We start from the raw sequence: 26,256 nt of genomic DNA on the forward strand, positions 1-26,256 counted from the left end.
GTCATTTTCTTCACAGTCCAGACGAAAAAAGCCCCCCACCCGTGAAGGTGGAGGGCATTAAAACCTTGGAGAACGGGAACGGGGAACGGTTAGAAGTCGTGACGCACGCCGAGGGCGAACAGACGACGATCGGTGGTGACGGTGCCCACACCGTTTTCCACTTCGCCATCCAGGTAGCCACCATACAGCTTGGTGCGCTTGGACAGCGCGTACGTGGCACCCAGCGAGAAGGCCTTCCCTTCTTCCGTGGTGATACCGCTCAGTTCAGACTTGCCCATGGCATAGCCGGCAGACAGTTCGAAGGCACCCAGGGGCATGGTCACGCCAATGGCGTATTCCTTGTCTTCCAGTCCGTTGCCTTGTTCGGCGAACTGGTACTGGCCGGAAACGCGCACAACCTTGAAGTCGTAGGCAGCAGCGAGCACGCGGTAGTCGCGTTCGTCGGCCACCACGCTGTTCTTCTGCTTTTGCAGGCCCAGGCCCACGTCGAGGCCACCGGCGCGGTAGCGGAGGTTCATGGCGTTGGTGTCGTTGGACACGCCAGCGGTTTCATCAAGCGCAATGCCAACGCTGGCAGAGAAGCCACCGAAGCTGGGGGTGTCGTAGCGGAGGTGGTTGCTGGGACGGCTGGTGTAGTTGCCCACGCCAGCGTAGGCAATGTTGGTGGGGGTGAAGGCAGAGTCAAACACGTTGTTGCTGTTGCCCATGTCGTAGATGTCTTTGTAGGCGCTGTCCAGCAGACCGGCGCGCACCGCACCGAAGCCGCCACTCAGACCGACCCACGATGCCCGATTGAATTTCAGGCTGCCAGCGGTGCCATCGTCCACGGTGAGCGCTGCCTCAAGCTGGAAGTTGGCCTTGAGGCCACCGCCCAGATCTTCCGAACCACGGAAGCCCAGGCGGCTGGTGGTCAGGTTGCCGCTGTAGAGCTTGGTGGTGCTCACGTCGTCCACGCGCTCGGAACCAATCGAGGCGTCCATGCGTCCGTAAAGGGTCACGCTGGATTGCGCGGCGGCGGTGCCGGCGGCGGTCAAAGAGGCCAGGGCGGCCAGAGCGACGATGCTCTTTTTCATGCTGAGTACTCCAAAGGATTGAATGTGGGCCTGTGGGCCCTTCCCCTTGCACCGTGCGAGAGGACTGCTTGAGAGTAGTTACAGCGTGTGTCAGGGCCATTTCACGAAAATTACATTTCGGTCATTTTCGATCGACGTGGCTCATTACGGTGCTCTGTAAGTGAGAGCAGACGCGGGTTTTGACCGCCTCGTCTGATGCGCCCCGGGGCCGCCTACAGGTCGTAGGTTTCAGAGTGTTCGGGCAACACGCTCAGGTCGAGCGGTCTGACGGCCCCCATCCACAGGGCGCGGTCGCGGTGGTCGACCAGGTCGTTGCCGGTGATCGGATGAATGAACACCACCAGGCCTTTGCGGTTCAGTGTCAGCCAGGGAATCACATCGGCAAACAGCGCTGCCTTGAACGCCAGTTGGCAGCTCCAGTCAGGGTGTGGTCCGACCGGCTTTTCGTGGACCCGCCCCATCTTCAACGGAAACAGGGCCGCAGCGGCCTCACACAGCGCGCGTGCTTGCGCAAGGGTCTCGGCGTTGAAATACACGTGGGCGTGGTACCCGTGGATGATGGTGGTGGGGGTGGCGCTGTCGTTCATGGGCGAGATGATGGCATGCCTGCCGACAGAGATCTACCGTCTTTCAGCCCGCCTTTTGCAAAGTCTGCAGCACCTGCTCAAAAAGAGCCGACACCGCAGGATTGGCTCGGGAAGCCTTGCTGCGATAGACCGCCACATCCATGTGGCCCAGCGGTGGCAGGCCTTGGCGTTCGCCCAGAATCAACAGGTGGGGTGGGGCGCTGCAGCGTGTGAGCACGGCAATCGCCAGGCCGCTTTCCACCGCAGCCAATTGCCCTGGCAGGCTGGAGCTGTTGTAGACCACCCGGTAGGCACGCGCCTGTGCAGTGAGTGCGGCGATGGTGGACTGGCGCGCCAGGCTGGTGGGCTCGTAGACGGCAATCGGCAAAGGTGTCTGGCGCCAGACCTCGAACTGCGGTGAGCCCACCCAGACCAGCGGTTCCTGGAACAGAAGGGTGCCACGGCGGGCGTGGTCACGCGACACCAGCGCCAGGTCGAGCTCGCCACGCTGCACCTTGGGAATCAGAGAAGTGGACTGCTCGCAGTCGAGCACGATTTCCACCGCTGCGTGGCGTGCGGCGTAGCTGCGCAGCACCGGCGTGAGGTAGGTAGCGGCGTAGTCATCGGGCACACCCAGCCTCACCTGGCCTGAGAGCGTGGGCCCGGCGAGTGCAGCCACGGCCTCTGCGTGCAACGCAAGCAGGCGCCGTGCATGGCCCAGCAATTCCGTGCCCAGTGGCGTCAGACTCAGGTGGCGCGGCCCGCGGCGCAGCACCGCACCACCCACGGCCTCTTCCAGTTTGAGCAATTGCATGCTGACCGCGGACTGCGAACGGTGCACCTGCGGGGCCGCTGCAGAAAGTGATCCGCTGTCGACCACCGCCACAAAAGCTCGAAGCCAGTCCACCTGCAGATCGGTGCGTGCCATTGGATGCATCCTTTGAATTCGTTTTTCGAATGATCAGGATCCGAATTATCCGCTTTGGAATCGGCGTTCCACCTGTGACCATGTGGACATGACATTGCAAGACGAGTCGTCGGCTCTGCGCCGATCCATGCCAACTGGAGAGGTCCGTGCGCCCTTGTACCGCCAAGACCTGGCGCCCCATCGACCGGGCCAGTGGTTCATGGTGGGTGGTGGTCTGCTGCTGGGTACGCTCGGCGTCTTCATTGAAGAGGCTGGCCAGCCGGCCCTCACGGCGGTGTGGTTCCGCTGCTTCTTTGGCCTGCTGGCACTCACGCTCTGGTTCGCTGTTTCGAGCCGCTGGTCTGAGTTGCGCCTGAGCCGTCGCGACGCCGCGCTGGCCATCTCGGGCGGCTTGCTCATGGTGCTCAGCTGGGTCCTGTTTTTTGAAGCGGTGCCACGAACCTCCATGTCGGTGGCCACGCTGGTGGTGCATGTGCAGCCCTTTCTGATCATGGTGATCGGCTCGGTCTGGCTGGGCGAGCGCGTGAGCCGCCGGCAGTGGAGCGTGGCGCTGGTTGCACTGGCGGGACTCGGGCTGGCCACGGGCGTTCTGGATCAGGTGCTGGGCTCTCAGAATGCCGGATCCATGGATCTGCGCGGCTTGGCCCTGGCGCTGGGCGCCGCCCTCGCTTACGCCCTGGCGCCGCTGCTGTTGCGCCGGGCCCATGGCGCAAGCCCATTGGTCATGGCCTGGTGGCAGTGCGTGGCTGGCACGGTCGCACTCGCCTGGTGGCCTTTCATGCAGGGATGGCCCGCACCCGGCCCGGCCTGGGGCTGGCTGGTGGGCATGGGCGTGGTGCACACCGGATTGGCCTACGTGTTGTTGTACACCGGCGTATCGCGCCTTCCCGCCGGGCGGATGGCCTTGCTGCAGTTCGTGTACCCGGCCAGCGCCATTGTGTTCGACGCCCTGGTCTACGGCCGCACCCTCAGTGGCATCCAGCTCACGGGCGGTACCCTGCTGTTGGCGAGTCTGCTCGTGGCTGCGCGCGAAAAGCTGCGGCCCTGAACACCGTTCGTGGCTGGCCTCGCATACATTGCCTGCATGCAGCTTCTTTCTTCTTCGTCCGATTTGGTCGACCTGGGTCACGCCGTTTCCCGCTTGCGCAGTGCGCGCCTGGCCGCCAGCAGCAAGCCCTATGTGGCCCGAGGTTCTGGAGCCGGGCGCTGTGGCGGCTGCCGTTTGATCGCCAGCCATTGCATTTGCGATCTTCGTCCTGTTGCCGGGCCAACGCGCGCGGGCGTGTGTCTGATCATGGGCGACATCGAGGCGCTCAAGCCAAGCAACACCGGCTGGCTGGTGGCCGACCTGGTGGCCGATACGTATGCCTTTGGCTGGTCGCGCACGGCGGTGGACCCTGAGCTGACGGCATTGCTGACGGATCCGCAATGGCAGCCCTATGTGGTGTTCCCGGGCGAGTTCGTGGCCCCGGGACGGGTGGTGCTCGATCGATTGCCTTCACCTGGCGAGGCCTGCGCAGAGCCGGTCAGAAGGCCGCTGTTCGTTTTGCTCGACGGCACCTGGGCGGAGGCGAGAAAAATGTTTCGCAAGAGCCCCTACCTCGACGCCTTGCCGGTGCTCAGCCTGCACCCGGAACACATCTCGACCTACCGCCTGCGCCGCTCGGCGCACGATCACCACTTCTGCACCTCCGAAGTGGCTGCGTTGTGCCTGCTGCTGGCGGGTGAAGAGCACACAGCCCAGTTGCTGGCCGCCTGGCTGGGGGTGTTTGGCGCGCACTACCTCAGCGTCAAACGCAATCTGCCGCTGGACAGGGACAGCCCTGCGCACCAGTGTTTGCGGGAGCTGATGGCACAGCCTGTTGTAGTCTGATCTAAAGCGTTTGCCGGTAGCGTTCCAGCATCTGCGCCTGCGATTCGGCCACGGTCTCCTCGCCATGGAACGCGCGGATCTGGTCGCGCATCATTTCACCCATGCTGGGCAGGGCAGAGCGTTCGACCTGCCTGGAGGCGTCCCAAAGCTGCGAACGCATCAGCGCCTTGGCGCAGTGCAGGTAGCAGCTCTGTACCGACACCCGCACCACCAGCTTGGGCAGGCGGTGCGCTTCGGCAGCTTGTCGAAGGTCGGCTTCGTCGGTGCTGAGCCAGGCGCGGCCGTTGATGCGCAAGGTCTCGTCCACCCCCGGCACCAGGAACAGCAGGCCCACCGGCGCGCCACTTGCGCCGTGGCTGACGATGTTCTCTAGGGTGTCGAGGCGGTTGTTGCCAGGCGCGTCTGGCAGCAGCAGGGTGTGCGCGTCGAGTACTTTCACAAAGCCCGGCGCGCCACCCCGTGGCGACGCATCATGTGCACCACTGTTGGCATCGCTGCTGCTGATCACCACCAACGGAGACAGGCGCACAAAGCGCGTGATGTGTTCATCCAGTCGGGGCAATTCCTTCTTGCGCGAGCGCTCACCGATCGGGTTGTACAGCGCTCGCAGCGATTCCGGTGTGGTGATGGGCATGGGGTTGGGTGAGGTATGAGCCGAGGGCAAGGGCGATTGTCCCTGAAGCGCCCGACTCAGGCCAGGCGCCGCTGCGCGGGTGGGTTGACGAATTCGTTGATGTTCGTCTGTTCACCGTGGTGCGTTTGGCGGATGGGCGCGTCCTGCACCGCAAGCGCGTCCCGGATCTGCATTTCTGACAGAACGTGCCCGTGCAAAGCCGCAATCGACTCGCCGTCGTGGCTGAAGAGCACTTGGTCAGATGCGCCCAAGTGGGCGTGCCGCGCGAGATGTTGTTCCCACGCGCTGGCGATGCGCTGCTGTTCATGCAGTGAATAGCCCGCTGCGCTCAGTGGCTGGGCCATTTGCGCCAACCAGGGCGATGGCGGTTGCGCCGGGGCGGCCTGTGCATCCTCCCTCCCGCGCGGCTCCATCAGGAGCGGAAGGTGCAAGCCCAGACCGCCGGTGTAGTTTTCCACGCGCACCGACTGGCCGCGCTCGTCGGTGACAGAAAGCTCACCGTCTTGCATGCGGAAGGCCAGGCCTGCGTCTGTGCTGCCGGTGAGGGCGCGCCCGTTCCAGAACAGCATGCCCTGGCCATCGGTATCGCGCAGCACGGCGCCATCTTGGAGCAGGAACACATCCATGCCCTGACCGCCCTGCAAGACGGTGTTGACGATGCGCCGATCTGGTCCTGGATCCACATGGATCGACGCGATGTCGATGCGATCATCCGCCAAGGCCTCGGCCAGGTGTGGGTGGTCCCCGCGCAGTTGTGCCAGCAGCGCCAGCCTGGCGGGCTCCAGCGATTCGCGCAACGTGGGCACCTGACCAAACGTGCCGGTCACGCCCGGGTAGTCACGGTTGGCCAAGGCCCGCAGGTCGCGCAGGCCAGGCTGACCACCCAGCGTTTCACCAAACCGCCTTTCCACTGTCTCAATGACATCGCGGTGCTGCGTCACCATGCGGAACACCGAACGTGCTTCTTCCGGCGCCACATTGGCCGGGTCATCGTAGAGTCCCAACACCTGTGCCTCGACGAGACGACGCTTGCGCAGGCCCGCTTCGTACTGCGTGTTCGAGCCCCAGCAGTTGTAGCGAAGCTGGTACCAGGCTTCGGCGCGATCGCCATTGCCAATCGCATCCAGCAACGCGTGCCCGCGCATGGCGCCCACGCCTCGGTTGTAGGTGACCGAGATCAATGCCAGCCGCTCGCGCGAATCGGGCATGCCCAGCGCATCGGCATGGGTGGCGTAGGTGTCCGCAGACGCGACCAGCAACTGGTTGGCTTCAGCCACGTCGAGCTCGCGGCCAAATGCCAGGCCCAGCCGGGTCTTGTCCTGCGCCGCAGCGGCATCCATCGCACGGATATCCCGCCACTGCGCCGCGGTCAGGCTGATGCCCGACGCCTGCCAGATGGCGTGGTTGTCGTTGCGGTTGAAGGTGTAGCCCCAGCCGATGGTGGCTTTGCCGTCGCCCACGTCCTGGGCGCGGGCGTGCAGTGATTCGGTTTCTGCAATCGTCAATTGCAGGCGCGCCGCGTAGGTGTCGCGGTCCATGTTCACGAAGTTCATTGATCCATCCCTGATCTTGTTTGATTGCGCGCCGGCTCTTGGCCAGCGCTGCGTGCGCTCTTTGGCGCCGCACAGGCTCAGCGGCCTGTTTGCCAGTGGGCCAGACAGGCCTTCTGCATGCCATCAAAGCCCTGTGCAGGCGTCACCGTTGCCGCCTTGGTGAGCTTTTCCCTGGTTGGGATGACCTCGGTGTCCGTGTCGGACCTGAGCACGGTGTCGATCAGTTGCCAGTCCAGTGTCCCGCCGTGCTGGCGAGCGGTGACCAGGTGGACGCTGTCGTTGCGACCACTGCGGATCGTGAGCACGGCGGTGTCAGCCACCACGGTGCCCACGATGGACAGGTCGCCGCCCTCGTCCAGTCGAGAGAGATTGGGTGTGGCGCCGCTGTGTGCACCGCAGAGCCTGGAACCCTGCTGCAGCAAGTGAGCCGTAAAGCCACCGCATGCCTGATCGGGCCGTGCCTTGTCGCACCAGGCGACGCTCCAGGTGCCCGTGAAATGGGCGGGTTCGCCTGCCTGAGTGAATGCGCTGCCCAGCATCAGCAGCGCTCCTGCTGCCGCGTGCCGTAAGCGCATGCCTTGTGTGTGTTGACAAATCGTGCTCACGCCATCCCTTCCCTGTGTTTGTTGTGGGGCGATTTTAGGCATGCATGAGGCAGGCTTCCGGGCGCTGGTTGCAACAGGGCGCAACCAGCGTCCCCAAGTGTGGGGTTGCGTCAGTCGTCGCTGTCCACCACCTCGGCTTCGACCTCAATGACGCCCTCGAACAGGTCCATGGCGGTGGACGCGACCTGGGCGGTGTCGTAGTAGACGTACGCCCCCACGCCCACCGCGCCCACGATCGGCACCCAGCGTGCCGCGCCTCTGCCCAGGGTGCGCTGCGCGAGTTTGCTGCCGATGCGGCGCGAGAGGGTGCGGATCAGCAGCGGCGACGCACGCCGCACCACCGTGCGCTGGCCCATGCGCACCACCAGATCGCGCACGCCCCGCGCAGCGGTGTGCTGGAACAGGCAGTACACCACCTGCTCGGGTGTGAGCGTGTCCTGTTTGCCATACAGCGCGGCGATGTCGGCCACCATCTGCCTCTGCATCTTCCAGACCCCCATCATCTCGGGCAGGATGGTCAACCAGCCCAACACGCCAGGTGGGAGCGCCAGCGCCCCGGCCGCTAGTGCGGCCTTTGCGGCGGTGGCATTGGCGCGTTTGCGTGCGTCGTCCAGTGGGGTCTGGCTGCGTTGCTCCTTCGATCTGGGCACTTTGCCCATCACCGACAGCACCGCCTTGGCGATGAGGCCGGGTTCGGAATCCCCATCAGGGGCAGTGGAAGTGACTGGTTTGCGTTTGGCGGGCATGGCGACTCCTGGCAAGGATGGGTCCGCAGTTCGATCCATCTGGTGTGGCGTATGGATGCGGCGCTGACGGAGAAGTGTGCCCTTGATTGTCTGACGCAGCACCAACCCGGGTTCAGATGCCTTGCTCATAATGCGATGGACGCCTGCTCCATCGCGTGGCAGGTGGTCGCGCAACCCCCCACGATGCACATCATGAACCTCACGCCCGATTCTTACCCCATCGGAACCCCAGGCCAGCCCTGGGGTGCCACCGAGCTCGCCGAGTGGCGCGCCCGGCAGATGAAACAGCGCAGCTACGCAGCCGACGTGCTCAACGCGATCGATGCGCTGCGTTCGCGTTTTGATGTGTCGACCTATGGGGAGGTGCGCTACGGCGACGAACACTACCCGTTGATGGCGATCCGTTCGCGCCACTGGCAAGCCGCCAGGCCCTGTGTGCTGGTCACAGGGGGCGTGCATGGGTATGAGACCAGTGGCGTGCACGGCGCATTGCAGTTTGTCGATCAACATGCCCAGCCGCTTTCCGAAGCGGTCAACCTGCTGGTGGTGCCTTGCGTGAGCCCATGGTCTTACGAACGCGTCCACCGCTGGAACTTTGATGCCATCGATCCCAACCGCTCGTTTCGCGAGAGCAGCCCCGCGCAGGAGTCCGTTGCGCTCATGCAGTTGATCGCCTCCCTTGCGGAGCGCTTCACCGCCCACATCGACCTGCACGAGACCACCGACACCGACGAGTCCGAATACCGTCCGGCGCTGGCTGCACGCGATGGCCTGCCGTTTGAACCCGGCACCATTCCAGACGGTTTCTATCTGGTGGACGACGCCGGGAACCCGCAGCCGGCGTTCCAGCAGGCCATCATCGCGGCGGTCCAGAAGGTCACCCACATTGCCCCGGCCGATGCCGACGGCCAGATCATTGGTTCCCCCATGGTCGCGCCCGGCGTGATCCGTTACCCATTCAAATCGCTCGGCCTTTGCGCCGGCGTGACCGGCGCGCGCTACACGACCACCACGGAGGTCTACCCGGACAGCGCCATCGCCACGCCTGAACAGTGCATCGCGGCCCAGGTGGAAGCGGTGCGTGCAGCGATCGCATTTGTGGTCGCGGCGCAGCGAGCGTCGGCAGACATGTTGTGACATTGCGTTAACCCCGCCTGTGCGGGGCCGAAGGGCTCCGGTGTAGGATGGAAAGCCTCTTTGACTCGAACAAGGTCACGAGGCAATGAACCGCCCCACACCCTGGCTACCCATCTCCTTTGTTGCGCTCACGGTGCTGGTCTTCGCGGGCTTTTTTGGCTGGCGGTATTACCAGTCAACCCAAGTACCTGCTGTGGCCGAGGCACCTGCGCCAGCCGATCCAGCGTCGCAGCCTGCTGCAGAAGCGCCGTCACCAGCCCCTCCTGCGGCAGATGCGCCCGCCGGCATCGAGCACCCGGTGGAAGAGATGGCGGTAGAGACCGAGAGCGAAGCCGTTGCCCTGCCCGGGCTCGACGAGTCTGACGATCATGTCAGCGGACGGCTCTCTGGCCTGATCGGCCAGCAGAACGTGCTCACCTTCCTGCAGCTCGACGGATTCGTCAGGCGCGTGGTGGCCACCGTGGACAACCTGCCTCGACAAACGGCACCGTCGGCGGTCTGGCCCGTCAATCCCTCGCCTCGGCGTTTCATGACGCTGAAGGAGGAGGGGGGTGTTGCAGAAACCATTCACCCCGACAACAGCCAGCGTTACGTGCCCATCGTGCGCATGGTGGAATCCGTGGACACGGCCCAGGCCGTGGCGGTGTACCGCAGCCTCTACCCCCTGTTTCAGCAGGCCTATGAAGAGCTGGGCTTTCCGGGTCGTTACTTCAACGACCGCGTGGTGCAGGTGCTCGACCATCTGATTGCCACGCCGGTGCAATCCGGGCCACTGGCCGTCACGCTGCTGGAGGTGAAGGGCGAGGTGCCATCCACACGCCCGTGGACGCGCTACGAGTTTGCCGACCCGGCGCTGCAGTCCCTGTCGGCGGGGCGAAAGATGCTGCTGCGCACCGGGCCGGACAACCACCGCCGGCTACAAGCGAAACTCGTGGACCTTCGTCAGCGCATCGCCCGCCGATGAAAACCTTTCAATGCTCCCATTGCCGCAGCCTGGTCTTTTTCAACGATCTTGTCTGCCTGAATTGTCAGCACGCCCTCGGGTTCGAACCCCGGTCGCTCACCTTGCTTGCCGTCGCGCCCGTACCAGAGCAGGCAGAAGACGACGATGCGCAAGCGGCCGATGGGCCGAGCCGCTGGCAGGTGGCGGGTGACCCTGAGTCTGAGCAATCACTGCCGTCTGGCACATTCCGTTTCTGCCGCAACCACACCGACCACCAGGCCTGCAACTTTCTTGTTGCAGACGACGACCCGGATGCCTACTGCGTGTCGTGCCGCCAGACCCGCATCATTCCCAACCTCGACATGCCCGGCAACCTGCAGCGTTGGGCCACCATCGAACACGCCAAGCGACGCCTGTTCTACACACTCGCCAAGCTCGGGCTGGAGGAGGGCGTGTCAGGCGGTCCCGGCGTGCGAACGCCGGTGTACGAATTTCTGGAAGACATACCGGGTGAACCTCCCGTCATGACAGGCCACGACGACGGGCTCATCACCATCAACATCGCCGAGGCAGACGACGCCGAACGCATCCGTCGCCGCATCGATCTGCACGAGCCCTACCGCACGCTGCTCGGCCATCTTCGACACGAGGTCGGGCATTACTTCTGGGATCAGTTTTTCCAGGATGACCCACAGGCGCTGAACGACTTCCGGGAAGTCTTTGGCGACGAGACACTCGACTATGCGCAGGCGCTTCAGCAGCACTACCAGCAGCCCAGGGCCGACTGGCAAAGCGCCTTTGTGAGCAGCTACGCCACCTCGCACCCCTGGGAAGACTGGGCCGAGACCTGGGCCCACTATTTGCACCTCATGGACCTGCTGGAAACCGCAGCCAACTACCAGATGGCGTTCACGCTGAAGAGCCCGGAGGGCCCCTTTGCTGTGCAATGCCTTGACCCCTACGAGGCCATGGCCGGGCTCGCTGCCACGCAAGATGCCGCGTCGCCTCCCGCGGCAGGCCTTGTCGAATTGCTCAATCAGGGCATGGGCGTTTCACTGGTGCTCAACAGCCTCAACCGCAGCCTGGGCCAGGAAGATGCCTACCCGTTTGCGCTGACCACGCCGGTGCTGAACAAGCTGGAGTTTGTCCACGAGATCGTGCAGCGCAAGCGGTCACAGGCTGGCGCGGGCGAGGCCTGAGCGCCCAGGCCATTGCCGCATTCAGCCTGGCTTCAGGTTTTCGGGGCCTGCGTTACATTGGCGCCATGTCCACACGCCAGCCCGCTCCCCCTCTGGTCCAACAACGCAAACCAACCATTCTGCTCACCGGGTTCGACGCGTTTGGGGGCGCAGACCTCAACCCCAGCTGGCTGGCCGTGAAGGCGCTGGGCGGGCGTCAGATCCTGGGGCACAAGGTGGTTGCTGCGCGCCTGCCCACCGTGTATGGCGAGTCGCTGAAAAGCCTGTACGCGCTGCTTCGACAGCACCGGCCCGCGTTGGTGGTCTGCGTGGGGCAGGCCGGTGGGCGCAGGGCCATCTCACTGGAGCGCGTGGCCATCAACGTGGACGATGCACCCATCGCAGACAACGCTGGCGCCCAGCCTGTGGACACACCGGTGGTGCATGGAGCACCAGTGGCTTACTTCAGCACCCTGCCCATCAAGGACATGCTGGTGGCGCTGCAGTCCGAAGGCCTCGCCGCCGAGGTGTCGCAGACGGCAGGCACCTTCGTCTGCAACCACGTGTTCTACGGGCTGATGCACATGCTCGCCAACAACCGCCTGCTGCGGCGCACGAGAGGCGGCTTCGTGCACGTGCCCTGGTTGCCAGAGCAAGGCACACCGCACATGGTACTGGAAGACGTTGTCAAAGGCTTGCGTCTGGCGCTGCGTTGCGCGGTTGCGGTTCAGGGCAAGCCTGGGGCTGCAGTGGGCGTGCGGGCGGGTACCACGCACTGAAGCGGCTTGGTATGTCAGCATCGCCCGCACCGTACGAACCGGCTGGCGCCACTCAGGCGTTCAGTGCGCGGTGTTCGTGAACCGCCACCGCTCGCGTGATCTCTGCGCCGAACAGGAAGATCTGGGCCGAGACGTACACCCACACCAGCACGGCCACCAGTGAGCTGGCGGCGCCGTAGCCCCCGTCCACGGCCGTGGTGCCGATGTACCAGCCAATGGCCCACCGGCTCAACGCAAACAAGGCCGCCGTGATGGCGGCGCCAATCCAGACGTGTCGCCAGGCCACACTCACGCTCGGAAGAAATCGCAAGAGCACAGCGAAAAGGGCGGCCGACAGGAGCGTGGAAATCACCAGCGCCAGCACACGCATCACGGTGGGCCAGCCGATCAGGTGCGCTTGCCAGATCGGCTCCAAGGCCGTGAGCGCCGCGTCCAGCGCCAGCGACACCAGCAGCAGGAACCCGATGGCCAGGATGGTGCCGAACGCGGTCAGGCGGGCCTGCAGCAAGCTCCACCACGGCACCTTTGCGTCGGATTCGCGGTACCAGTCCGTGTCGTGCCACAGCGTGTCGAGCGATGCCCTGAGTTGGGCAAACACGGTGGTGGCACCAAACAGCAGTAGGCCCACGCCCACCATCGCGCCCCATCCCCCCTGGTCCTTCTGCTCCACATTGGCCAGCAGCCCCTGCACCGCCGTGGCACCCTGCGTGCCAATGAGCCCTTCGATCTGGCTGAACAACTCACCGCGTGCCGCTTCTGCACCAAAGACCAGGCCCGCCACGGCGATGGCAACCATCAACATGGGAGCCAGAGAAAACAGGGTGTAGAAGGCGAGGGCGGCACCGGCCGCGGGTGAGTCATGTCGAAAGAAGCTGCCCACCGCATCCACCACCACGCGCCAAATGGTGCGCATGAGTGCCTGTGGCCCGGCCTGGGTGGAGCGAACTTCCGCCTGACTCATGAGTTGATGGCCATGCGCAGATGCGCATCACGACGGGTTGGCGTTGGGCATGTCATCCACGTCCGGATGGTCATGCAACATCACATTGAGTTCGTCGAATGGGAGTGCCCAGTCCCCATCGTCGGCCCGCCATGCTTCGGTTAAAAAAGCCAGTTGGGCGTCGGACCAGATCGGCGCTTCCGTGAGGGCTTGTTCAGCGGGCAAAGGCCCATGGCGCGCAACGAACTGGCGGATGTCGGCGTCTGACGAAGGCAGCCCCAGTTGTTCGAACAGATCGTTCAAGGTTCGATGGGTCGTGGTGTCCATGGGGAATCCTCCGGGGTGGTGCCAACTGGCTGGTGCAAGCGGTAATGTCTGGGACCATGCTCGCAGACGGCGCGCCACTGTGTCATCGGCCGCGAGGTCGAAAGGGTGTAGGACAGTTCCTACGACGCCTCTTGCCGATGCTAAGCTGACCACCATGGCAACGAACCCTGGCGCACCGCGCGCCACCCGCTTGATCTGTTTCAACAAACCTTATGGCGTGCTGAGTCAGTTCACCCCCGAAGGCCGTTGGCGCGGGCTCAAGGACTTCATTGACGTCCCTGGCGTGTACGTGGCCGGCAGGCTGGATGCCGACAGTGAAGGACTGCTGCTGTTGACCAACGACGGTCAGCTGCAAGCCCGCATCAGCCACCCACGCCACAAAATGGAAAAAACCTACTGGGTGCAGGTGGAGGGCACGCCAGACGACGACGCGCTGATGGCGTTGCGCCAGGGCGTTCAACTGAGCGATGGACTCACCCGGCCGGCCCGTGCACGCGCGATACCGGAACCAGCCTCGCTCTGGGAGCGCGATCCACCGGTGCGCTTTCGCCAGGCCATACCCACCAGCTGGATCGAGCTCGTGATCACGGAAGGCCGCAACCGGCAGGTACGCCGCATGACCGCCGCCACAGGCCATCCCACGCTGCGCCTGATTCGCGCGGCCATTGGGCCTCACGCGCTGGAAAGCCTGGTACCTGGGGCCTACCGGGGCTGAGTGGCTGGGCGTTTCGGGATGATGCTGGGGGCTGGGTTTTCAGGCCTGCCACACACCAAAACCGGCCGAGCGCAGGTCGATGCCGATCTCGATCTCCTTGTCCACGGCGTCTTCGTAGCGCATGGGGTTGAAGCCCTCGTACAGGTCCGGTAGCAGGCGAAGGCCGTATTTCTGCACGTAGGCATTGGCCTGAATGCCGGCCTTGTGCTTGTCAAAACGAACGTCCGGGTCCAGTCCGGTCATGCCCACATACACGCAGGGCTTTCCACTCACGTAGTCCGGGTTGTTTTTCCTGAACTTGTGCTCCAGCAGCACGTCCCGGGACAGCTCGACGACGTAGACGTTGTGATGGCGACTCATGCTGGTGTGTGTTGATTCGGCATGGGTGCGTGAATGGCCATCAGTTCAATCACCCAGTCAATGAACACGCGCAGCTTGGCGCTCACGTGCCGGTTCGGTGGGTAGGCCACGTGCATCGGCATGGTGTCGCATTGCCAGCCCTCGAACAAGGGCACGAGTTCGCCACGGGCCACGTGTTCTGCGGTCATGTATTGCGGCATCGCGAGAATGCCCATGCCCACCAGACCGGCGGCGAGGTAGGCATTGCCATCGTCCACCGCCACCACATACCGGCCTTGTACCTCAATCTGTTCAGCGGCGCCGTGTCGCATGCGGATGGGGAGCGTCTTGCCGCTGCGCGTGCTCAGAAAACCCACGACACGGTGGTGGGTGTCGACCAGATCACGGGGGTGCAGCGGCTGGCCGGCCCGCGCCAGATACCCGGGCGCCGCATACACGCCGATGGGCAAGTCGCCCACGCGGCGGGCCACCAGCGAGGGGTCTGTGATCTCGCCGCCGCGCAGCACGCAGTCCACGTTGTCGCCGATCAGGTTCACCATGCGGTCGCTCACCCCCATGTCGAGCTGGATGTCCGGGTAGCGCAGGTGAAACGCGGGCAAGGCCGGCAACATGACCATGCGGGCAAACGGGCTGGGCACATCCACCCGCAGCCTGCCCTTGGGCGTGGTGGACGCGCTGGAGAGGCCGGTGTCGGCGTCTTCCAGGTCGGCCAGCACGCGCACCACGCGCTCGTAGTAGGCGGCGCCATCTGCGGTGACCTTCACCTGCCGCGTGGTGCGGTTCAGCAGCTTCACGCGCAGCCGCGCCTCCAGCTGCTGCACCAGTTGCGTCACCGTGGTCTTGCTCATGTGCAGCGTCTGCGCCGCCTTGGTGAAGCTGCCGGCTTCCACCACGCGGGCGAAGGCCTGCAACGCATCGAACCGGTCCATCTCTGCTCCTGCTGCGCCCCCCGGCACGCCCGGGAGATTGTTTGGAATATCCAAACAGTGATTGTGCGTCCTGCCCGTTTATCTGGCGAACCGGGACGCCTAGAGTCCATATATCCGCAGTCCTCCCATCCCTTCACTCCAGAGAGTCTTCATGTCTACACGCGACGTTGTCTTTCCCGCCGGCCGCCAGGCCTTGTACGAAAAAAACCGCTATTCGCCCGCGATCCGCTCTAACGGCTTCCTCTTTGTTTCCGGGCAGGTCGGCAGTCGGCCAGACGGATCGCCCGAGCCCGAGCCGACAGCCCAGGTCAGGCGCGCATTCGAGAACCTGAACGCCGTCCTTGAGGCGGCCGGCTGCACCTTCAAGGATGTGGTCGATGTGACCGTGTTCATGGTGGATCCCGAAACCCACTTCGAGCAGCTCTGGAGCGAAGGCTTGAAGCACTGGGGCGAAGCGCCTTATCCCACGCTCACCGGCATCGGCGTGACCTGGCTCTACGGCTTCCAGTTCGAGATCAAGGTGATCGCCAAACTGCCTGAGACGAGCGCAGCCTGAAGCGTAGGCATCGACCCCGCCCGCGCTGCACCATTCACCCCGGGATTTCCGCCTCGATCAGGAACCCCAGCAACTGCAGCGATTGTTGCCAACCCACATGGCAGGCTTCAGCGGGAATCACGGCGGGAATGCCTTCCTGCACCACAGTCATTTCCGTGCCCACGGACACGGCCTTGAACGTGATCGTGGTGCGCATCTCACCCGGTAGGTTCGGGTCGTCGAAGCTGTCGGTGTGCACGATGCGCTCACCCGGCACCAGTTCCAGGTACTTGCCACCGAAGGCGTGCGATTGGCCATTGCCCATGTTGGTGAACCGCATGCGGTAGCTGCCGCCCACGCGTGCATTCATCTCCAGCACCCGGCCAGTAAAGCCATGCGGCGGCAGCCACTTGGCCATGGCGTCCGGGTCCAGGAAGGCGCGGTACACCCGGTCCGGAGGCGCGCAGAAGACGCGGTGCAGGGTGACGGTGCCGGTGGCGGGGGAAGTGGTGTTCGCAGACATGAGGGCGCCTTTCAAAGGGCAAAGGGGACGTTCAGAATGGAGCGTGGGCGTCAATTGCCGCCTACCTTCACACGACGAACAGGGTGGTGAAGTTTCGACACGCCGGCCTGCGACTGAGGTGCGATTTTTGGCACGAAGACCGCTTCCACTGATCACCAGCTGTGAAAAAACTCATCAAAAACGGGTGCGAATCAGGGTTGCCCGCATTGTGGCCTGCCCGGCCGGCGGCATAGCATGAATCAGGGGCAGCGTTCCGTCTGCCAGGACACACAAGATGAGCGAAGTTGACCAGCTACCCGCCGTCAAGCAAGGCCATTGGTTCTCTGGGGGCGTCACAGCCTGTTCGGTCCGCATCGTGCGCCACCACATCCTGCTCGGCACGCACGACCCCGACGATCCGCCTGAACTCGCAGAGGACAAGCCCACCGAGTGTTACTACATCCGCTACCACTCGCCGGGGGTGAATGGCGCCTGGCATGACGGAGGGATGGCATTGAGCGTCCGGGAAGCCATGTTCATGGCCGAACGCAAGCTCGGGCCCGTGGTCCAGTGGCAGGAATAGGGCCTGTCAACACCGTTTTTTGACTCCTGGCGGTTGGCCAGTTTGAGAAACCCGCTGGGGCAAAGACAGCGCACTCGCCAGCCTCAGATGCTGGTGTGACCCCAGCCAGTGGCCTGCACCAGGCGTTCCAGCGCAAATGCGCCAGCCACCGAATTGCCCTTGGTGTCGAGCTCCGGCGACCACACTGCCACCGCGGCCACGCCTGGCACGATGGCCACGATGCCGCCGCCCACGCCGGTCTTGACAGGAAGACCAATGCGGTAGGCAAAGTCGCCCGCCGCGTCGTAGGCCCCGCAGGTCAACAGCAAGGCATTCACCCGGCGTGCCTGATCGGCGCTGAGGAACGGCTCATCGGCCGGGTCGGTGTGGCTGAGGGCGCGCCCCTCGGCCGCCAGAAAAAGGGTGGCCCGGGCCAATTGGGCGCAGGTCATTTCGGTGGCGCACTGGCGGCAGTAGTTGTCCAGCACCGCTTCGGGCTGGTTGTGGAAGTTGCCGTGGCTCTTCATGAAATAGGCCATGGCCATGTTGCGGTGCGCCGTTTCGCGTTCGCTGCGGGCCACATGGTCGTTCCAGTACAGGTTGGGCTCATCTGCCAGGCGTCGCAGTGCCCCCAGCAACGCGTAGTCCAGCTGCGCGTAGCGGGTGGTGAGGATGTCGGTGATGACCAGAGCGCCCGCGTTGATGAACGGATTGCGCGGCCTGCCGCTTTCGGTCTCCAGCTGCACGATGGAATTGAACGCCGCGCCCGAGGGTTCGCGCCCCACGCGCTGCCAGAGCGCGTCTCCCTCTACCTTGAGCGCCAGCACAAAGGTGAACAGCTTGGTGATGCTTTGCAGCGAAAACGGTACATGTGCGTCGCCCACGCTGTGGCTCTGGCCGTCGACCGTGGTGATCGTCATGCCGAACTGGCACGGGTTCACGCTGGCCAGGGCCGGAATGTAGTCGGCCACTCTGCCCCGACCAAACATGGCCTGGGTGTCGCGGTGAATATCGGCCAGCAGGGCCGGCAAATCGAGGCTTGGGTTCATGGTGGGCCGCGATTCTAGGGTGTTGATTCAACCCCTCGGTGGCCTTATGCCAGGTGTGCATGCTTGTGATGCAAGCTTGGCATGGTGATGCTGAATGGGTCGAGGATGGCCCCTCCTCACGCGTTGCCACCAACACTCAGAGGGCTGACTGCGCCCGGCGGTTCTGGCCATGGCGGCTCAGGTAGGCGTCAAGCTCTTCGCGACTGAGGTTGCCGTCGCCGTTCGTGTCGATGTCCTTGAAATCTCCTGCCTCGCTCAAACCGCGCATGGCGCGGCCTTCGGTGGCGCGCTCGGTGATGCGCTGGCTGCGGGCGTCGACGAACTCCTGTTCGGTGATGCGTCCGTCGCCGTCGCCATCGAAGTCGGCAAACGTGGGCATGCTGCCGGGGCCCATGGGACGCGCGAATGGCTGGGCCGCTACGGGCAAGGCAATGAACAACACGGCTAAGGTAGCCACAAGGGTCAGTTTCATGATGTGCTCCTGAAAGATGGAAATTTGCAGGATGGCCCTCAGGTGATCGATGCCCATTGCGAAATATCAAGCGCGAGCCAGCAACCATGCCTCTTGGTGGCGTCCCTCCTGGCGGCGGACACTGGGGTTCCTTCTCTACAATCGCGCTCTTTTCTTACCAGGGCACGGTCATGGACATGGAGATTGCGCAGTCGACACCCACAGCGGCGGCCATTGCCAACGTGGTCCAGGCGAACTACGCGCTGGGCGAGGTGGTGACCAGTGAATTCCTGCGGCGCAGCTTCAATCACGTGTACCGCCTCAACCTGGCCAACGGTCGCAGCGTGGTGGCCAGGCTGAGTGCCGAGCGCCCGCGCGGCGAGCCCATGCTGCAGTTTGAGGCCGATGTGCTGCAGCACCTGAGCACTCACGGTTGCGCTGTCGCGAACAGCCTGCCCACCAGCTCGGGCGAGGTGGCACTGCGCGTGAAGATGCCCGAAGGCGAGCGCGCGCTCATGCTGTTCGAGCACCTGAAAGGCGAGCCCACCAGCGATGTGCCCGACAACATCCAGGCCTTTGGTCGTGGGCTGGCACGATTGCACGCAGCAGCCGAAAGCCTGCAGAGCAACGCCCGCCACTACACGCTGGATCTGGATCATTTGCTGCTGCGCCCGCTGCAGCAACTGCTTCGCGCAGCCACCATGACCACTGAACTGCGCCCGCAGTTTGAAGCCTTGGGCCAGCGTCTGCACGACCGCATCCTGTCGTTCGGTGATTTGACGCAGGTGCTCTGCCATGGCGACGCGCATGGCGACAACAACTTCATTGCCCTGCGCGAAACCGGTGAACGCGAGGCCGTGTTTTTTGACTTCGACGACACCGGCCCCGGCTACCTGGCCTTTGAACTTGCCGTCTACCCGTGGGTGTTGCACCCGCGCACGGTGGATGGCGTGTGGAGCGAGAAGGCCATTGCACGCTTGGGCCACTTCTTCTCTGCCTACAGCGAGGCGCGCGCAGTTGCACAGGCTGATCTGGCGGCCATCGCGCCCTTTGTGGCGGTGCGCCAGATCTGGCTGCTGGGCGAATATGCCGGGCGTGTGTCCACGTTGGGATCGCAGGCCATGCCCACGGACTACCTGCAGCGGCAGGCGAAGTTGCTGCAGCAGTGGGAGCGTCTGGAGTTGCCGGTGCCTGGAGGCACGTTGCCCAAAATTTCAATCCTTTGAGGTGCTTCAGGATCGTCCAGCTTGCGGGGTGGCTGCCGTGGTCCACACAATATCCAGGTCCACCGTGAAGTAACCGTGTGCCAACGCGTTGCGCATCTCGTAGGCAAAGCCCCAAGGTACCTGCGGGTGGCTTTGGGCAAATGCCGGGCCGTTCTTGACCACGCTGTTGCAGACCTCGCCAATGATCTCCAGATTGCGAATCACCGCCTCCTGCGTCTTGCGGTCTGCCTTGAAGATGGCGGCATCCTGGCTGGCCGTGTAGTTCTGAATGTTGTCGATGGCCTCGACGATGTGCAAGAGATAGTCCGCCGTTCGCAGCGGCTTGCTGCGTGTCATAGCCGAGCGGCTTCGCGAAGGACCTGTTCGCGATAGCTCTGAGGCAAGCCATTGGGCGTCAAGACATCCACCTCCATGCCCAGCAGGGCCTTCAGTTCGTACCTGATCGCGCCTATGCTGAAGACTGCGGCCGCCAGGGCAGCGTCGGATTGGCCAGCCGGGTAAGTGCTTCTCAGCTGGCCTAACACGCGAAGTGAGCAGCATTTTCGGGGCTCATGTGCGGATTGACGCGGGGCTTCGGCCCCTATGCTGTGTGATCCCCATCCTGGAGCTTTCACACATGACCACCGCGTTGCATGACATCGAAGAGCGCGCCAACCTCACGGGCAACAACAAGTTCGAACTGATGCTGTTCCGCCTGGGTGAGGCACCGGGCACAGAACGCCGTGAACTGTTTGGCATCAACGTCTTCAAGGTGCGCGAAATACTGGTGATGCCCACCATCACCGCCATGGCGAACGCCCCGGCCCATGTCCTGGGCGTGGCCAACATCCGCGGTCAGATCATTCCTGTCATCGACCTGCCCGCCGTGGTGGGCTGCAAACCCAAACGCGGCCTCACCATCCTGATGGTGACCGAATTCGCCCGCACCACCCAGGCCTTTGCGGTGGAAGAGGTGGACGAAATCGTGCGGCTGGAATGGAGCAACGTGCTGGCCGCCGATGGCAATGGCGGTGGCCTCGTGACCAGCATCGCCAAGCTGGACGGCGACGGCGAAAAAGGTCGCCTGGTGCAGGTGCTGGACGTGGAGCAGATTCTGCGCAATGTGATGCCCACGGCACAGGAAGAAATCACCCCGCAGGCGGTGGGCACGGCGGTGACGCTGCCACAAGGCTCCATCATCCTCGCGGCAGACGACTCCCCGGTGGCACGCATGATGATCGAACAAGGGCTGAAGGCCATGGGCACGCCCTATGTGATGACCAAGACCGGCCAGGAAGCCTGGGACCGTCTGCAAGTCATGGAGGCGGAGGCCCATGCAGAAGGCAAGACGGCACACGACAAAGTGGCCCTGGTGCTGACCGATCTGGAAATGCCGGTGATGGATGGGTTCACGCTGACGCGAAACATCAAGAGCGACCAGCGATTCAAGTCCATTCCCGTGGTGATCCATTCGTCCCTCACGGGCACAGCCAACGAAGCGCATGTGAGCTCTGTGGGTGCCGACGCCTACGTGGCCAAATTCGTGGCCTCTGAACTGGCCGCCACCATCCGGCAGGTGCTGTCGAAGCGCTGAGCAAACGGCGGGTGCCCCAACCAGGGTGGCATCTGCGCCGAAGTCGGCCACACCCACCGGGTTGGGCCAGCGAAAAGTGGAGCCGTCAAAGATGGTGCTTGTGGTGCACCCGTCTCTTTAACGGGTCAGCACCACTGGCTCCAGCGCGTCGGATGCGCCGCTGATGCGCCCGATGGCGACCGTCCGCGCGTAGCCTGCCGCCTTCAGTGCGCGGATGCAATTGGTGGCCTGGGCAGCTGGCACGCTGGCCAGCAGACCGCCCGCCGTCTGCGGGTCGAACAGCAGCGGGTAGCGCGGATCTTTCACGAAGTCTTCGGCGTTGCGCAGGGCGCGGCGCAGTCGCACATTGGCCGGTTGCAGTGAGCTGACGATGCCGGCCTCCACACAGGCCACCGCGCCGTCGAGCAAGGGCAGGGCGCTCAGCTGCAGTTCGGCGTCCACGCCTGAGGGGCGGGTCATTTCCACCAGATGGCCCAGCAGGCCAAAGCCGGTGAGGTCGGTGCAGGCGGTGGCACCGTGTTCGCGCAGGATCTGCGCACCGGCCTGGTTGGACACCACCATGGATTTGAGCGCCGCGTCGATCCAGCGCCCCTTGGCCGCGTGTTGCGCGTGGGCCGCAAACAAGGTGCCGGTGCCCATGGGTTTGGTGAGCAGCAGCACGTCGCCGGGCAGCATGCCGCCCTTGCGCATGACGCCCTCCATGCGTTCGTCGATCAGGCCATTGACGGCAAAGCCCAGTGCCAGCTCGCGGCCTTCGCCGGTGTGCCCGCCGACCAGGCTGCAGCCCGCGGCATTGAGCACCTCGACCGCGCCGGTCATCATCTGCAGCAGCAGGTCTTCCACCTTGGCCTCCAGGCCGGGCGGTACGGTGGCAATGGCGGTGGCGGACTGGGGTTCGGCCCCCATGGCGAAGATGTCGCCCAACGCGTGGTTGGCCGCCACCTTGCCGAACAGGTAAGGGTCGTCGATGAAACTGCGGAAGAAGTCCACCGTGTGCACCATGGCCTTGCCGGGTGGCACGCGTACCACGGCAGCGTCGTCGGGTGCATGCAGGCCGATCAGCACATCGTCGCGTTCCACCGGTTGCAGGTTGCCCAGTGCGCGCGTCAAGATGCTGGCGCCCACCTTGGCGCCGCAGCCGCCGCAGCGCATGGCAATGGCCGAAATGGCCTGGCGCGATTCCTCGGCGCTCAACACCAGGCTGCTGGCGGGCGCCGCCGCTGGCGCGGCACCGGGTGCCATCGCAGGCAGTTCGGTGAATTTGCGCATGAAGCGGCGGTCGATCCAGTCTTTCCAGGTCCAGACCCAGGCGCCGGCAAAACCCAGCCGCCCACGCGATGCCACCGCGTAGCGGTCGCCGGTGGAGATCAGCGCCAGCCAGCTGCGCTGGGGCTGGTAGGCCACCAGCGGCTGACCGCGCAGATGCAGGCGCAGGTTCTTCGCCAGCGGCGCGCCCATGCGCACTGCGAACACCCCGGCTTTCTCCAGCGGACGCGCGGTGAACGCGGCCACGTCGCCCGCCGCAAACACCTTCGGATCGTTCACAGCCTGCAGCTGTTCGTTCACCTGGATGAAGCCCTGCTTGTCCAGTGCCAGACCCGTGGATTGCAGCCACAAGGGCGCACCGGCCTGTGTGACCCAGAGGGTCTCGTCGGCGTCGAAGGTGCGATCGTCCTGCGTGTGCAGGCAGCCGGGCGAGACCTCGGTCACCTTGGCGCGCGCGTGCACCGACACATGGCGCGCCTGCAGCACCCGCAGGAAGCGCGCGCGCACCGATGGGTTGTGCGTCGGCAGGAGGCTGTCGTCTGCGGTGAGCAGAACGAAGTGCAGCAGGTCCGGGCTGCGGCCCAGCTTCTGCAGCTCCTGGCGCAGCCGGTACTGCATCGACAGCACCAGCTCCACCCCACCGGCGCCACCCCCGACCACCGCGATCGTGAAGCGGCCGTGCAGTTCGCGCACGCGCTCCAGCAGGCGCAGCCAGCGCTGGTTGAACTGCGCAATCGGTTTGACCGGCACGGCATGGGCCTGCGCGCCTTTGACCTGGCGCACATTGGGTGTGGAGCCGGTGTTGATGGACAGCAGGTCGTAAGGCACCGAAGGTCGGTCGCGCACCAGCACGCGCTGGTTGGCACGGTCCAGGCCGGTGACTTCGCCCTGGATGAATCGCGCGCCGGCAAACGACGCCAGGCGTCCCAGGTCGATGTGCACATCGTCAAAGCTGTAGTGGCCCGAGATGTAGCCGGGCAGCATGCCGGAGTAGGGCGTGTCGATGTCGGTGCAGATGAGGGTGATGCGCAGGCCGGGTTCGGGCTGCATGGCGAGCATGCGCAACGCGACCACGTGACTGTGGCCGCCGCCAACAAGGACCAGGTCGCGCAGGATGGGTTGTTCGGGAGCTTGCATGGAAGGGGATGTGAAGCGATCGCCGCCCATCATAGGAGCGGTTCGACAAAGCTCGACCCGCCGGCCTATTGACCTTGCAGCCACCGGGCGGGTGCACTACCACAATCAGCGCCCGGATGACACGCAGGACCGCCCCATCGGCTGTGGCAAACTGGCGCGCTTCTTGTTTCCACATCGACGGTGCATGCAGCAGATCATTCGGCAGATCGCCACAGAAATCAGGGTTGAGGAACGGCAGGTGCAGGCCGCCGTGGAGTTGCTTGACGGCGGGGCCACGGTGCCCTTCATCGCGCGCTACCGCAAGGAAGTGACCGGCGGGTTGGACGACATCCAGCTGCGCGAACTGGAACACCGCCTGGGCTATTTGCGTGAGCTGGAAGACCGCCGTGGGGTGGTGCTCAAGAGCATCGACGAACAGGGCAAGCTCACCGATGCCTTGCGTGCTGCCATTGCCAATGCGCCCACCAAGCAGGAACTGGAAGACCTGTACCTGCCCTTCAAGCAGAAGCGCCGCACCAAGGGTCAGATCGCACGGGAATTCGGCATCGAGCCGCTGGCCGACAAACTCTGGGCCGACCCCACGCTGGACCCTGCCGTGGAGGCAGCGGCCTTCACCCGCGAGCCCGAGGTGTTGGACGACGGCAAGCCCGGTGCCGATTTTTCCACCGTGCCCGCCGTGCTGGACGGCGTGCGCGACATCCTCTCCGAACGCTGGGCCGAAGACGCCGCCTTGCTGCAGAACCTGCGCGAATGGCTCTGGAGCGAAGGCCTGCTCAAGAGCACGCTGGTGGCCGGCAAGGACGAGAACGCACCCGAGGTGGCCAAGTTCCGCGACTATTTTGATTACGACGAACCCATTGGCCGCGTGCCCTCGCACCGCGCGCTGGCCGTGTTCCGCGGCCGGGCGCTGGAAATCCTGGACGCCAAGCTGGTGCTGCCCGAGCCGGAAACGCCTGCGGGAGCCAAGCCCGGGCCGGTGGTGTCGCTGGCCGAAGGCCGCGTCGCCCTGCACCTGGGCTGGAGCCACAAGGGCCGCGCGGCCGATGACCTGCTGCGCAAGTGCGTGGCCTGGACGTGGCGCGTGAAGCTCTCGCTCTCCAGCGAACGCGATCTGTTCGCCCGCCTGCGCGAAAGCGCCGAGGCGGTGGCGATCAAGGTGTTTGCCGACAACCTGCGCGACCTGCTGCTGGCCGCACCCGCTGGCCCCCGTGTGGTCATGGGGCTGGACCCGGGCATTCGCACCGGCGTGAAAGTGGCGGTGGTGGACGCCACCGGCAAGCTGGTGGACACCGCCACCGTGTACCCGCACGAACCCCGGCGCGACTGGGAAGGTTCGTTGCACACCCTGGCCAAGCTGAGCGAGAAGCACGGCGTGAACCTGATCGCCATTGGCAATGGCACCGCCAGCCGGGAAACCGACAAGCTGGCGGCCGACCTGATCAAGCTGGTGCAAAAGGGCACCGACGCCAGCCACCCCTGCCACGGCCTGCAGAAGGTGGTGGTGAGCGAGGCGGGCGCCTCGGTGTATTCCGCCAGTGAATTCGCTTCGCAGGAAATGCCCGACGTGGACGTGAGCCTGCGGGGCGCTGCCAGCATTGCGCGGCGCCTGCAGGACCCGCTCGCCGAGCTGGTGAAGATCGACCCCAAGAGCATTGGCGTGGGCCAGTACCAGCACGACGTGAACCAGAGCGAGCTCGCGCGCACGCTGGACACCGTGGTGGAAGACTGCGTGAACGGCGTGGGCGTGGACCTGAACACGGCCAGCGTGCCGCTGCTGTCCAGGGTGTCGGGCCTCTCGGGCAGCGTGGCCAAGGCCGTGGTGCGTTGGCGTGAAACGCATGGCGCATTCAAGAACCGCAAGCAGCTGATGGAAGTGGCCGGCCTGGGTGCCAAGACCTTTGAGCAGAGCGCAGGCTTTCTGCGCATTCGCGGTGGCGACAACCCGCTGGACATGACCGGTGTGCATCCGGAAACCTACCCAGTGGTCGAGCAGATCATGGAAAAGACCGGCAAGCCGGTGGCCGACCTGATGGGCCGCGCCGACATGCTCAAGACGCTGCGACCCGAACTGTTCGCCAACGAGCGGTTTGGCGTGATCACTGTGAAAGACATTCTGGGCGAGCTGGAAAAGCCCGGCCGCGACCCGCGCCCGGACTTCCAGGTGGCGCGCTTCAACGACGGTGTGGAAGACATCGCCGACCTGCGCGAAGGCATGATCCTCGAAGGCACGGTGAGCAACGTGGCCCAGTTCGGCGCCTTCATCGACCTGGGCGTGCACCAGGACGGTCTGGTGCACGTGAGCCAGCTGGCCAACCGCTTTGTGAACGACGCGCGCGAGGTGGTGAAGACCGGCGACATCGTCAAGGTCAAGGTCATGGAAGTGGACGTGGCGCGCAAACGCATTGGCCTGTCCATGAAGCTCGATGCCGAGCCTGGGCGGCGCGATCGCGATGCCGGCGCGGCGCGCGACAACCGCTTCGAGCCGGCGCGCCCGGGGCAGCGGGGAGGTCGCGCCGCGCCCCAGGGTGGCGGGCAAGCGGCGACGCCTTCGGCCATGGCATCAGCGTTTGCCAAGTTGCAGGGCCGCGACAAGCGCTGAAAAACACAGCCGCGTGTCGTTTACATGGCACAGCGCCAACGCGGGGAAAAGTGTCTGAAAAGCACCGCAG

The 26,256-nt window shown here is 64.6% G+C and carries 28 protein-coding genes; 12 read left to right on the plus strand and 16 right to left on the minus strand.

What is annotated here, in order from left to right:
- Positions 1 to 89 precede the first annotated feature (89 nt).
- From J2W49_RS00205 to J2W49_RS00215, 3 genes are all read right to left on the minus strand, one after another.
- The gene (locus tag J2W49_RS00205) at positions 90 to 1,073 is read right to left on the minus strand and encodes a porin (RefSeq protein ID WP_310310320.1); all 984 of its coding nucleotides are present in this window, start codon (positions 1,071 to 1,073) and stop codon (positions 90 to 92) included.
- Positions 1,074 to 1,285: 212 nt separating this feature from the next.
- Entirely contained in the window at positions 1,286 to 1,660 is a 375-nt protein-coding gene (locus tag J2W49_RS00210; RefSeq protein WP_310310323.1) for a DOPA 4,5-dioxygenase family protein, read from the minus strand.
- Positions 1,661 to 1,703: 43 nt separating this feature from the next.
- On the minus strand, positions 1,704 to 2,567 hold the full coding sequence (locus J2W49_RS00215) for a LysR family transcriptional regulator (protein WP_310310325.1): 864 nt from the start codon (positions 2,565 to 2,567) through the stop codon (positions 1,704 to 1,706).
- A gap of 154 nt (positions 2,568 to 2,721) precedes the next feature.
- Between J2W49_RS00215 and J2W49_RS00220 the strand changes: the two genes are divergently transcribed.
- The gene (locus J2W49_RS00220; protein WP_310310327.1) at positions 2,722 to 3,615 is read left to right on the plus strand and encodes a DMT family transporter; all 894 of its coding nucleotides are present in this window, start codon (positions 2,722 to 2,724) and stop codon (positions 3,613 to 3,615) included.
- 36 nt (positions 3,616 to 3,651) lie between these two features.
- Positions 3,652 to 4,440, plus strand: a complete 789-nt coding sequence (locus J2W49_RS00225) for a tRNA-uridine aminocarboxypropyltransferase (protein WP_310310329.1) — start codon at positions 3,652 to 3,654, stop codon at positions 4,438 to 4,440.
- A gap of 1 nt (position 4,441) precedes the next feature.
- On the opposite strand, the gene J2W49_RS00230 is transcribed toward J2W49_RS00225, so the two are convergent.
- From J2W49_RS00230 to J2W49_RS00245, 4 genes are all read right to left on the minus strand, one after another.
- Complete coding sequence (locus J2W49_RS00230; protein WP_310310331.1) at positions 4,442 to 5,074, minus strand: MSMEG_1061 family FMN-dependent PPOX-type flavoprotein; 633 nt, start codon at positions 5,072 to 5,074, stop codon at positions 4,442 to 4,444.
- Positions 5,075 to 5,130: 56 nt separating this feature from the next.
- Positions 5,131 to 6,627, minus strand: a complete 1,497-nt coding sequence (locus tag J2W49_RS00235) for a glycoside hydrolase family protein (protein WP_310310333.1) — start codon at positions 6,625 to 6,627, stop codon at positions 5,131 to 5,133.
- Between the two features lie 77 nt (positions 6,628 to 6,704).
- Positions 6,705 to 7,202, minus strand: a complete 498-nt coding sequence (locus J2W49_RS00240) for a hypothetical protein (RefSeq protein WP_310310335.1) — start codon at positions 7,200 to 7,202, stop codon at positions 6,705 to 6,707.
- A 140-nt stretch (positions 7,203 to 7,342) separates the two neighbouring features.
- The gene (locus tag J2W49_RS00245; protein WP_310310337.1) at positions 7,343 to 7,978 is read right to left on the minus strand and encodes an EcsC family protein; all 636 of its coding nucleotides are present in this window, start codon (positions 7,976 to 7,978) and stop codon (positions 7,343 to 7,345) included.
- Between the two features lie 192 nt (positions 7,979 to 8,170).
- On the opposite strand from J2W49_RS00245, the gene J2W49_RS00250 reads away from it, so the two are divergent.
- The 4 genes from J2W49_RS00250 (at position 8,171) to pcp (ending at position 12,015) form a co-directional block, all read left to right on the plus strand.
- Entirely contained in the window at positions 8,171 to 9,115 is a 945-nt protein-coding gene (locus J2W49_RS00250; RefSeq protein ID WP_310310339.1) for a M14 family metallopeptidase, read from the plus strand.
- A gap of 85 nt (positions 9,116 to 9,200) precedes the next feature.
- Positions 9,201 to 10,079: a DUF3014 domain-containing protein gene (locus tag J2W49_RS00255; RefSeq protein ID WP_310310341.1), complete on the plus strand. Its 879-nt coding sequence runs from the start codon at positions 9,201 to 9,203 to the stop codon at positions 10,077 to 10,079.
- The gene (locus tag J2W49_RS00260) at positions 10,076 to 11,257 is read left to right on the plus strand and encodes a zinc-binding metallopeptidase family protein (protein ID WP_310310343.1); all 1,182 of its coding nucleotides are present in this window, start codon (positions 10,076 to 10,078) and stop codon (positions 11,255 to 11,257) included. Before J2W49_RS00255 ends, J2W49_RS00260 begins: the two co-directional genes overlap by 4 nt.
- 65 nt (positions 11,258 to 11,322) lie before the next feature.
- Positions 11,323 to 12,015: a pyroglutamyl-peptidase I gene (gene pcp / locus J2W49_RS00265; protein ID WP_310310345.1), complete on the plus strand. Its 693-nt coding sequence runs from the start codon at positions 11,323 to 11,325 to the stop codon at positions 12,013 to 12,015.
- A 52-nt stretch (positions 12,016 to 12,067) separates the two neighbouring features.
- Here pcp and J2W49_RS00270 read toward each other — a convergent pair whose 3' ends face one another.
- Together J2W49_RS00270 and J2W49_RS00275 are read right to left on the minus strand one after the other, a co-directional pair.
- Positions 12,068 to 12,976 (minus strand): YihY/virulence factor BrkB family protein, encoded by a 909-nt coding sequence (locus tag J2W49_RS00270; protein ID WP_310310347.1) that lies wholly within the window; start codon positions 12,974 to 12,976, stop codon positions 12,068 to 12,070.
- Positions 12,977 to 13,003: 27 nt separating this feature from the next.
- Positions 13,004 to 13,282 carry a DUF2789 family protein gene (locus tag J2W49_RS00275; protein WP_310310349.1) on the minus strand — a complete coding sequence of 93 codons (279 nt, stop codon included), beginning with the start codon at positions 13,280 to 13,282 and terminating at the stop codon, positions 13,004 to 13,006.
- Positions 13,283 to 13,436: 154 nt separating this feature from the next.
- Between J2W49_RS00275 and J2W49_RS00280 the strand changes: the two genes are divergently transcribed.
- The gene (locus J2W49_RS00280) at positions 13,437 to 13,997 is read left to right on the plus strand and encodes a pseudouridine synthase (RefSeq protein WP_310310351.1); all 561 of its coding nucleotides are present in this window, start codon (positions 13,437 to 13,439) and stop codon (positions 13,995 to 13,997) included.
- Between the two features lie 39 nt (positions 13,998 to 14,036).
- Here J2W49_RS00280 and J2W49_RS00285 read toward each other — a convergent pair whose 3' ends face one another.
- On the minus strand, positions 14,037 to 14,357 hold the full coding sequence (locus J2W49_RS00285) for a hypothetical protein (RefSeq protein ID WP_310310353.1): 321 nt from the start codon (positions 14,355 to 14,357) through the stop codon (positions 14,037 to 14,039).
- The gene (locus J2W49_RS00290; RefSeq protein ID WP_310310355.1) at positions 14,354 to 15,286 is read right to left on the minus strand and encodes a LysR family transcriptional regulator; all 933 of its coding nucleotides are present in this window, start codon (positions 15,284 to 15,286) and stop codon (positions 14,354 to 14,356) included. Before J2W49_RS00290 ends, J2W49_RS00285 begins: the two co-directional genes overlap by 4 nt.
- A gap of 151 nt (positions 15,287 to 15,437) precedes the next feature.
- Between J2W49_RS00290 and J2W49_RS00295 the strand changes: the two genes are divergently transcribed.
- Positions 15,438 to 15,842, plus strand: a complete 405-nt coding sequence (locus J2W49_RS00295; RefSeq protein ID WP_310310357.1) for a RidA family protein — start codon at positions 15,438 to 15,440, stop codon at positions 15,840 to 15,842.
- A gap of 34 nt (positions 15,843 to 15,876) precedes the next feature.
- Here J2W49_RS00295 and J2W49_RS00300 read toward each other — a convergent pair whose 3' ends face one another.
- Complete coding sequence (locus J2W49_RS00300; protein ID WP_310310359.1) at positions 15,877 to 16,344, minus strand: SRPBCC family protein; 468 nt, start codon at positions 16,342 to 16,344, stop codon at positions 15,877 to 15,879.
- Positions 16,345 to 16,618: 274 nt separating this feature from the next.
- Here J2W49_RS00300 and J2W49_RS00305 point away from each other — a divergent pair, with 274 nt between their 5' ends.
- The gene (locus J2W49_RS00305) at positions 16,619 to 16,906 is read left to right on the plus strand and encodes a hypothetical protein (protein WP_310310361.1); all 288 of its coding nucleotides are present in this window, start codon (positions 16,619 to 16,621) and stop codon (positions 16,904 to 16,906) included.
- Between the two features lie 83 nt (positions 16,907 to 16,989).
- On the opposite strand, the gene J2W49_RS00310 is transcribed toward J2W49_RS00305, so the two are convergent.
- A complete protein-coding gene (locus tag J2W49_RS00310) occupies positions 16,990 to 17,934 on the minus strand; it encodes a glutaminase (protein ID WP_310310363.1) in 945 nt (314 codons plus the stop codon).
- A 136-nt stretch (positions 17,935 to 18,070) separates the two neighbouring features.
- A complete protein-coding gene (locus tag J2W49_RS00315) occupies positions 18,071 to 18,406 on the minus strand; it encodes an EF-hand domain-containing protein (RefSeq protein WP_310310365.1) in 336 nt (111 codons plus the stop codon).
- Between the two features lie 170 nt (positions 18,407 to 18,576).
- On the opposite strand from J2W49_RS00315, the gene J2W49_RS00320 reads away from it, so the two are divergent.
- Positions 18,577 to 19,611 (plus strand): phosphotransferase enzyme family protein, encoded by a 1,035-nt coding sequence (locus J2W49_RS00320; RefSeq protein ID WP_310310367.1) that lies wholly within the window; start codon positions 18,577 to 18,579, stop codon positions 19,609 to 19,611.
- Positions 19,612 to 19,617: 6 nt separating this feature from the next.
- Here the strand turns inward: J2W49_RS00320 and J2W49_RS00325 are convergent, their stop codons facing one another.
- The gene (locus J2W49_RS00325; RefSeq protein WP_310310369.1) at positions 19,618 to 19,947 is read right to left on the minus strand and encodes a HepT-like ribonuclease domain-containing protein; all 330 of its coding nucleotides are present in this window, start codon (positions 19,945 to 19,947) and stop codon (positions 19,618 to 19,620) included.
- A 280-nt stretch (positions 19,948 to 20,227) separates the two neighbouring features.
- On the opposite strand from J2W49_RS00325, the gene J2W49_RS00330 reads away from it, so the two are divergent.
- Complete coding sequence (locus J2W49_RS00330; protein ID WP_310310371.1) at positions 20,228 to 21,184, plus strand: chemotaxis protein; 957 nt, start codon at positions 20,228 to 20,230, stop codon at positions 21,182 to 21,184.
- A 117-nt stretch (positions 21,185 to 21,301) separates the two neighbouring features.
- On the opposite strand, the gene selD is transcribed toward J2W49_RS00330, so the two are convergent.
- Complete coding sequence (gene selD, locus J2W49_RS00335) at positions 21,302 to 23,587, minus strand: selenide, water dikinase SelD (protein WP_310310373.1); 2,286 nt, start codon at positions 23,585 to 23,587, stop codon at positions 21,302 to 21,304.
- 184 nt (positions 23,588 to 23,771) lie between these two features.
- Here selD and J2W49_RS00340 point away from each other — a divergent pair, with 184 nt between their 5' ends.
- Positions 23,772 to 26,186, plus strand: coding sequence for a Tex family protein (locus tag J2W49_RS00340; protein ID WP_310310375.1), 2,415 nt, complete (start codon positions 23,772 to 23,774; stop codon positions 26,184 to 26,186).
- The last annotated feature ends 70 nt before the right edge of the window (positions 26,187 to 26,256 follow it).

This window comes from Hydrogenophaga palleronii, assembly GCF_031457455.1.
GTDB lineage: Bacteria > Pseudomonadota > Gammaproteobacteria > Burkholderiales > Burkholderiaceae_C > Hydrogenophaga > Hydrogenophaga palleronii_A.

Bases quoted from the DNA above. Each gene is read 5' to 3' on its own strand.
- J2W49_RS00225 (WP_310310329.1), top strand. From the start codon at position 3,652: ATGCAGCTTCTTTCTTCTTCGTCCGATTTGGTCGACCTGGGTCACGCC.
- J2W49_RS00330 (WP_310310371.1), top strand. From the start codon at position 20,228: ATGACCACCGCGTTGCATGACATCGAAGAGCGCGCCAACCTCACGGGC.
- J2W49_RS00290 (WP_310310355.1), bottom strand. From the start codon at position 15,286: ATGGACCGGTTCGATGCGTTGCAGGCCTTCGCCCGCGTGGTGGAAGCC.
- J2W49_RS00340 (WP_310310375.1), top strand. From the start codon at position 23,772: ATGCAGCAGATCATTCGGCAGATCGCCACAGAAATCAGGGTTGAGGAA.
- J2W49_RS00300 (WP_310310359.1), bottom strand. From the start codon at position 16,344: ATGTCTGCGAACACCACTTCCCCCGCCACCGGCACCGTCACCCTGCAC.
- J2W49_RS00255 (WP_310310341.1), top strand. From the start codon at position 9,201: ATGAACCGCCCCACACCCTGGCTACCCATCTCCTTTGTTGCGCTCACG.
- J2W49_RS00250 (WP_310310339.1), top strand. From the start codon at position 8,171: ATGAACCTCACGCCCGATTCTTACCCCATCGGAACCCCAGGCCAGCCC.
- J2W49_RS00270 (WP_310310347.1), bottom strand. From the start codon at position 12,976: ATGAGTCAGGCGGAAGTTCGCTCCACCCAGGCCGGGCCACAGGCACTC.
- J2W49_RS00215 (WP_310310325.1), bottom strand. From the start codon at position 2,567: ATGGCACGCACCGATCTGCAGGTGGACTGGCTTCGAGCTTTTGTGGCG.
- J2W49_RS00210 (WP_310310323.1), bottom strand. From the start codon at position 1,660: ATGAACGACAGCGCCACCCCCACCACCATCATCCACGGGTACCACGCC.
- J2W49_RS00285 (WP_310310353.1), bottom strand. From the start codon at position 14,357: ATGAGTCGCCATCACAACGTCTACGTCGTCGAGCTGTCCCGGGACGTG.
- J2W49_RS00205 (WP_310310320.1), bottom strand. From the start codon at position 1,073: ATGAAAAAGAGCATCGTCGCTCTGGCCGCCCTGGCCTCTTTGACCGCC.
- J2W49_RS00280 (WP_310310351.1), top strand. From the start codon at position 13,437: ATGGCAACGAACCCTGGCGCACCGCGCGCCACCCGCTTGATCTGTTTC.
- J2W49_RS00260 (WP_310310343.1), top strand. From the start codon at position 10,076: ATGAAAACCTTTCAATGCTCCCATTGCCGCAGCCTGGTCTTTTTCAAC.
- J2W49_RS00320 (WP_310310367.1), top strand. From the start codon at position 18,577: ATGGACATGGAGATTGCGCAGTCGACACCCACAGCGGCGGCCATTGCC.
- J2W49_RS00235 (WP_310310333.1), bottom strand. From the start codon at position 6,627: ATGAACTTCGTGAACATGGACCGCGACACCTACGCGGCGCGCCTGCAA.
- J2W49_RS00240 (WP_310310335.1), bottom strand. From the start codon at position 7,202: ATGCGCTTACGGCACGCGGCAGCAGGAGCGCTGCTGATGCTGGGCAGC.
- J2W49_RS00315 (WP_310310365.1), bottom strand. From the start codon at position 18,406: ATGAAACTGACCCTTGTGGCTACCTTAGCCGTGTTGTTCATTGCCTTG.
- selD (WP_310310373.1), bottom strand. From the start codon at position 23,587: ATGCAAGCTCCCGAACAACCCATCCTGCGCGACCTGGTCCTTGTTGGC.
- J2W49_RS00295 (WP_310310357.1), top strand. From the start codon at position 15,438: ATGTCTACACGCGACGTTGTCTTTCCCGCCGGCCGCCAGGCCTTGTAC.
- J2W49_RS00245 (WP_310310337.1), bottom strand. From the start codon at position 7,978: ATGCCCGCCAAACGCAAACCAGTCACTTCCACTGCCCCTGATGGGGAT.
- J2W49_RS00310 (WP_310310363.1), bottom strand. From the start codon at position 17,934: ATGAACCCAAGCCTCGATTTGCCGGCCCTGCTGGCCGATATTCACCGC.
- J2W49_RS00325 (WP_310310369.1), bottom strand. From the start codon at position 19,947: ATGACACGCAGCAAGCCGCTGCGAACGGCGGACTATCTCTTGCACATC.
- J2W49_RS00275 (WP_310310349.1), bottom strand. From the start codon at position 13,282: ATGGACACCACGACCCATCGAACCTTGAACGATCTGTTCGAACAACTG.
- pcp (WP_310310345.1), top strand. From the start codon at position 11,323: ATGTCCACACGCCAGCCCGCTCCCCCTCTGGTCCAACAACGCAAACCA.
- J2W49_RS00230 (WP_310310331.1), bottom strand. From the start codon at position 5,074: ATGCCCATCACCACACCGGAATCGCTGCGAGCGCTGTACAACCCGATC.
- J2W49_RS00305 (WP_310310361.1), top strand. From the start codon at position 16,619: ATGAGCGAAGTTGACCAGCTACCCGCCGTCAAGCAAGGCCATTGGTTC.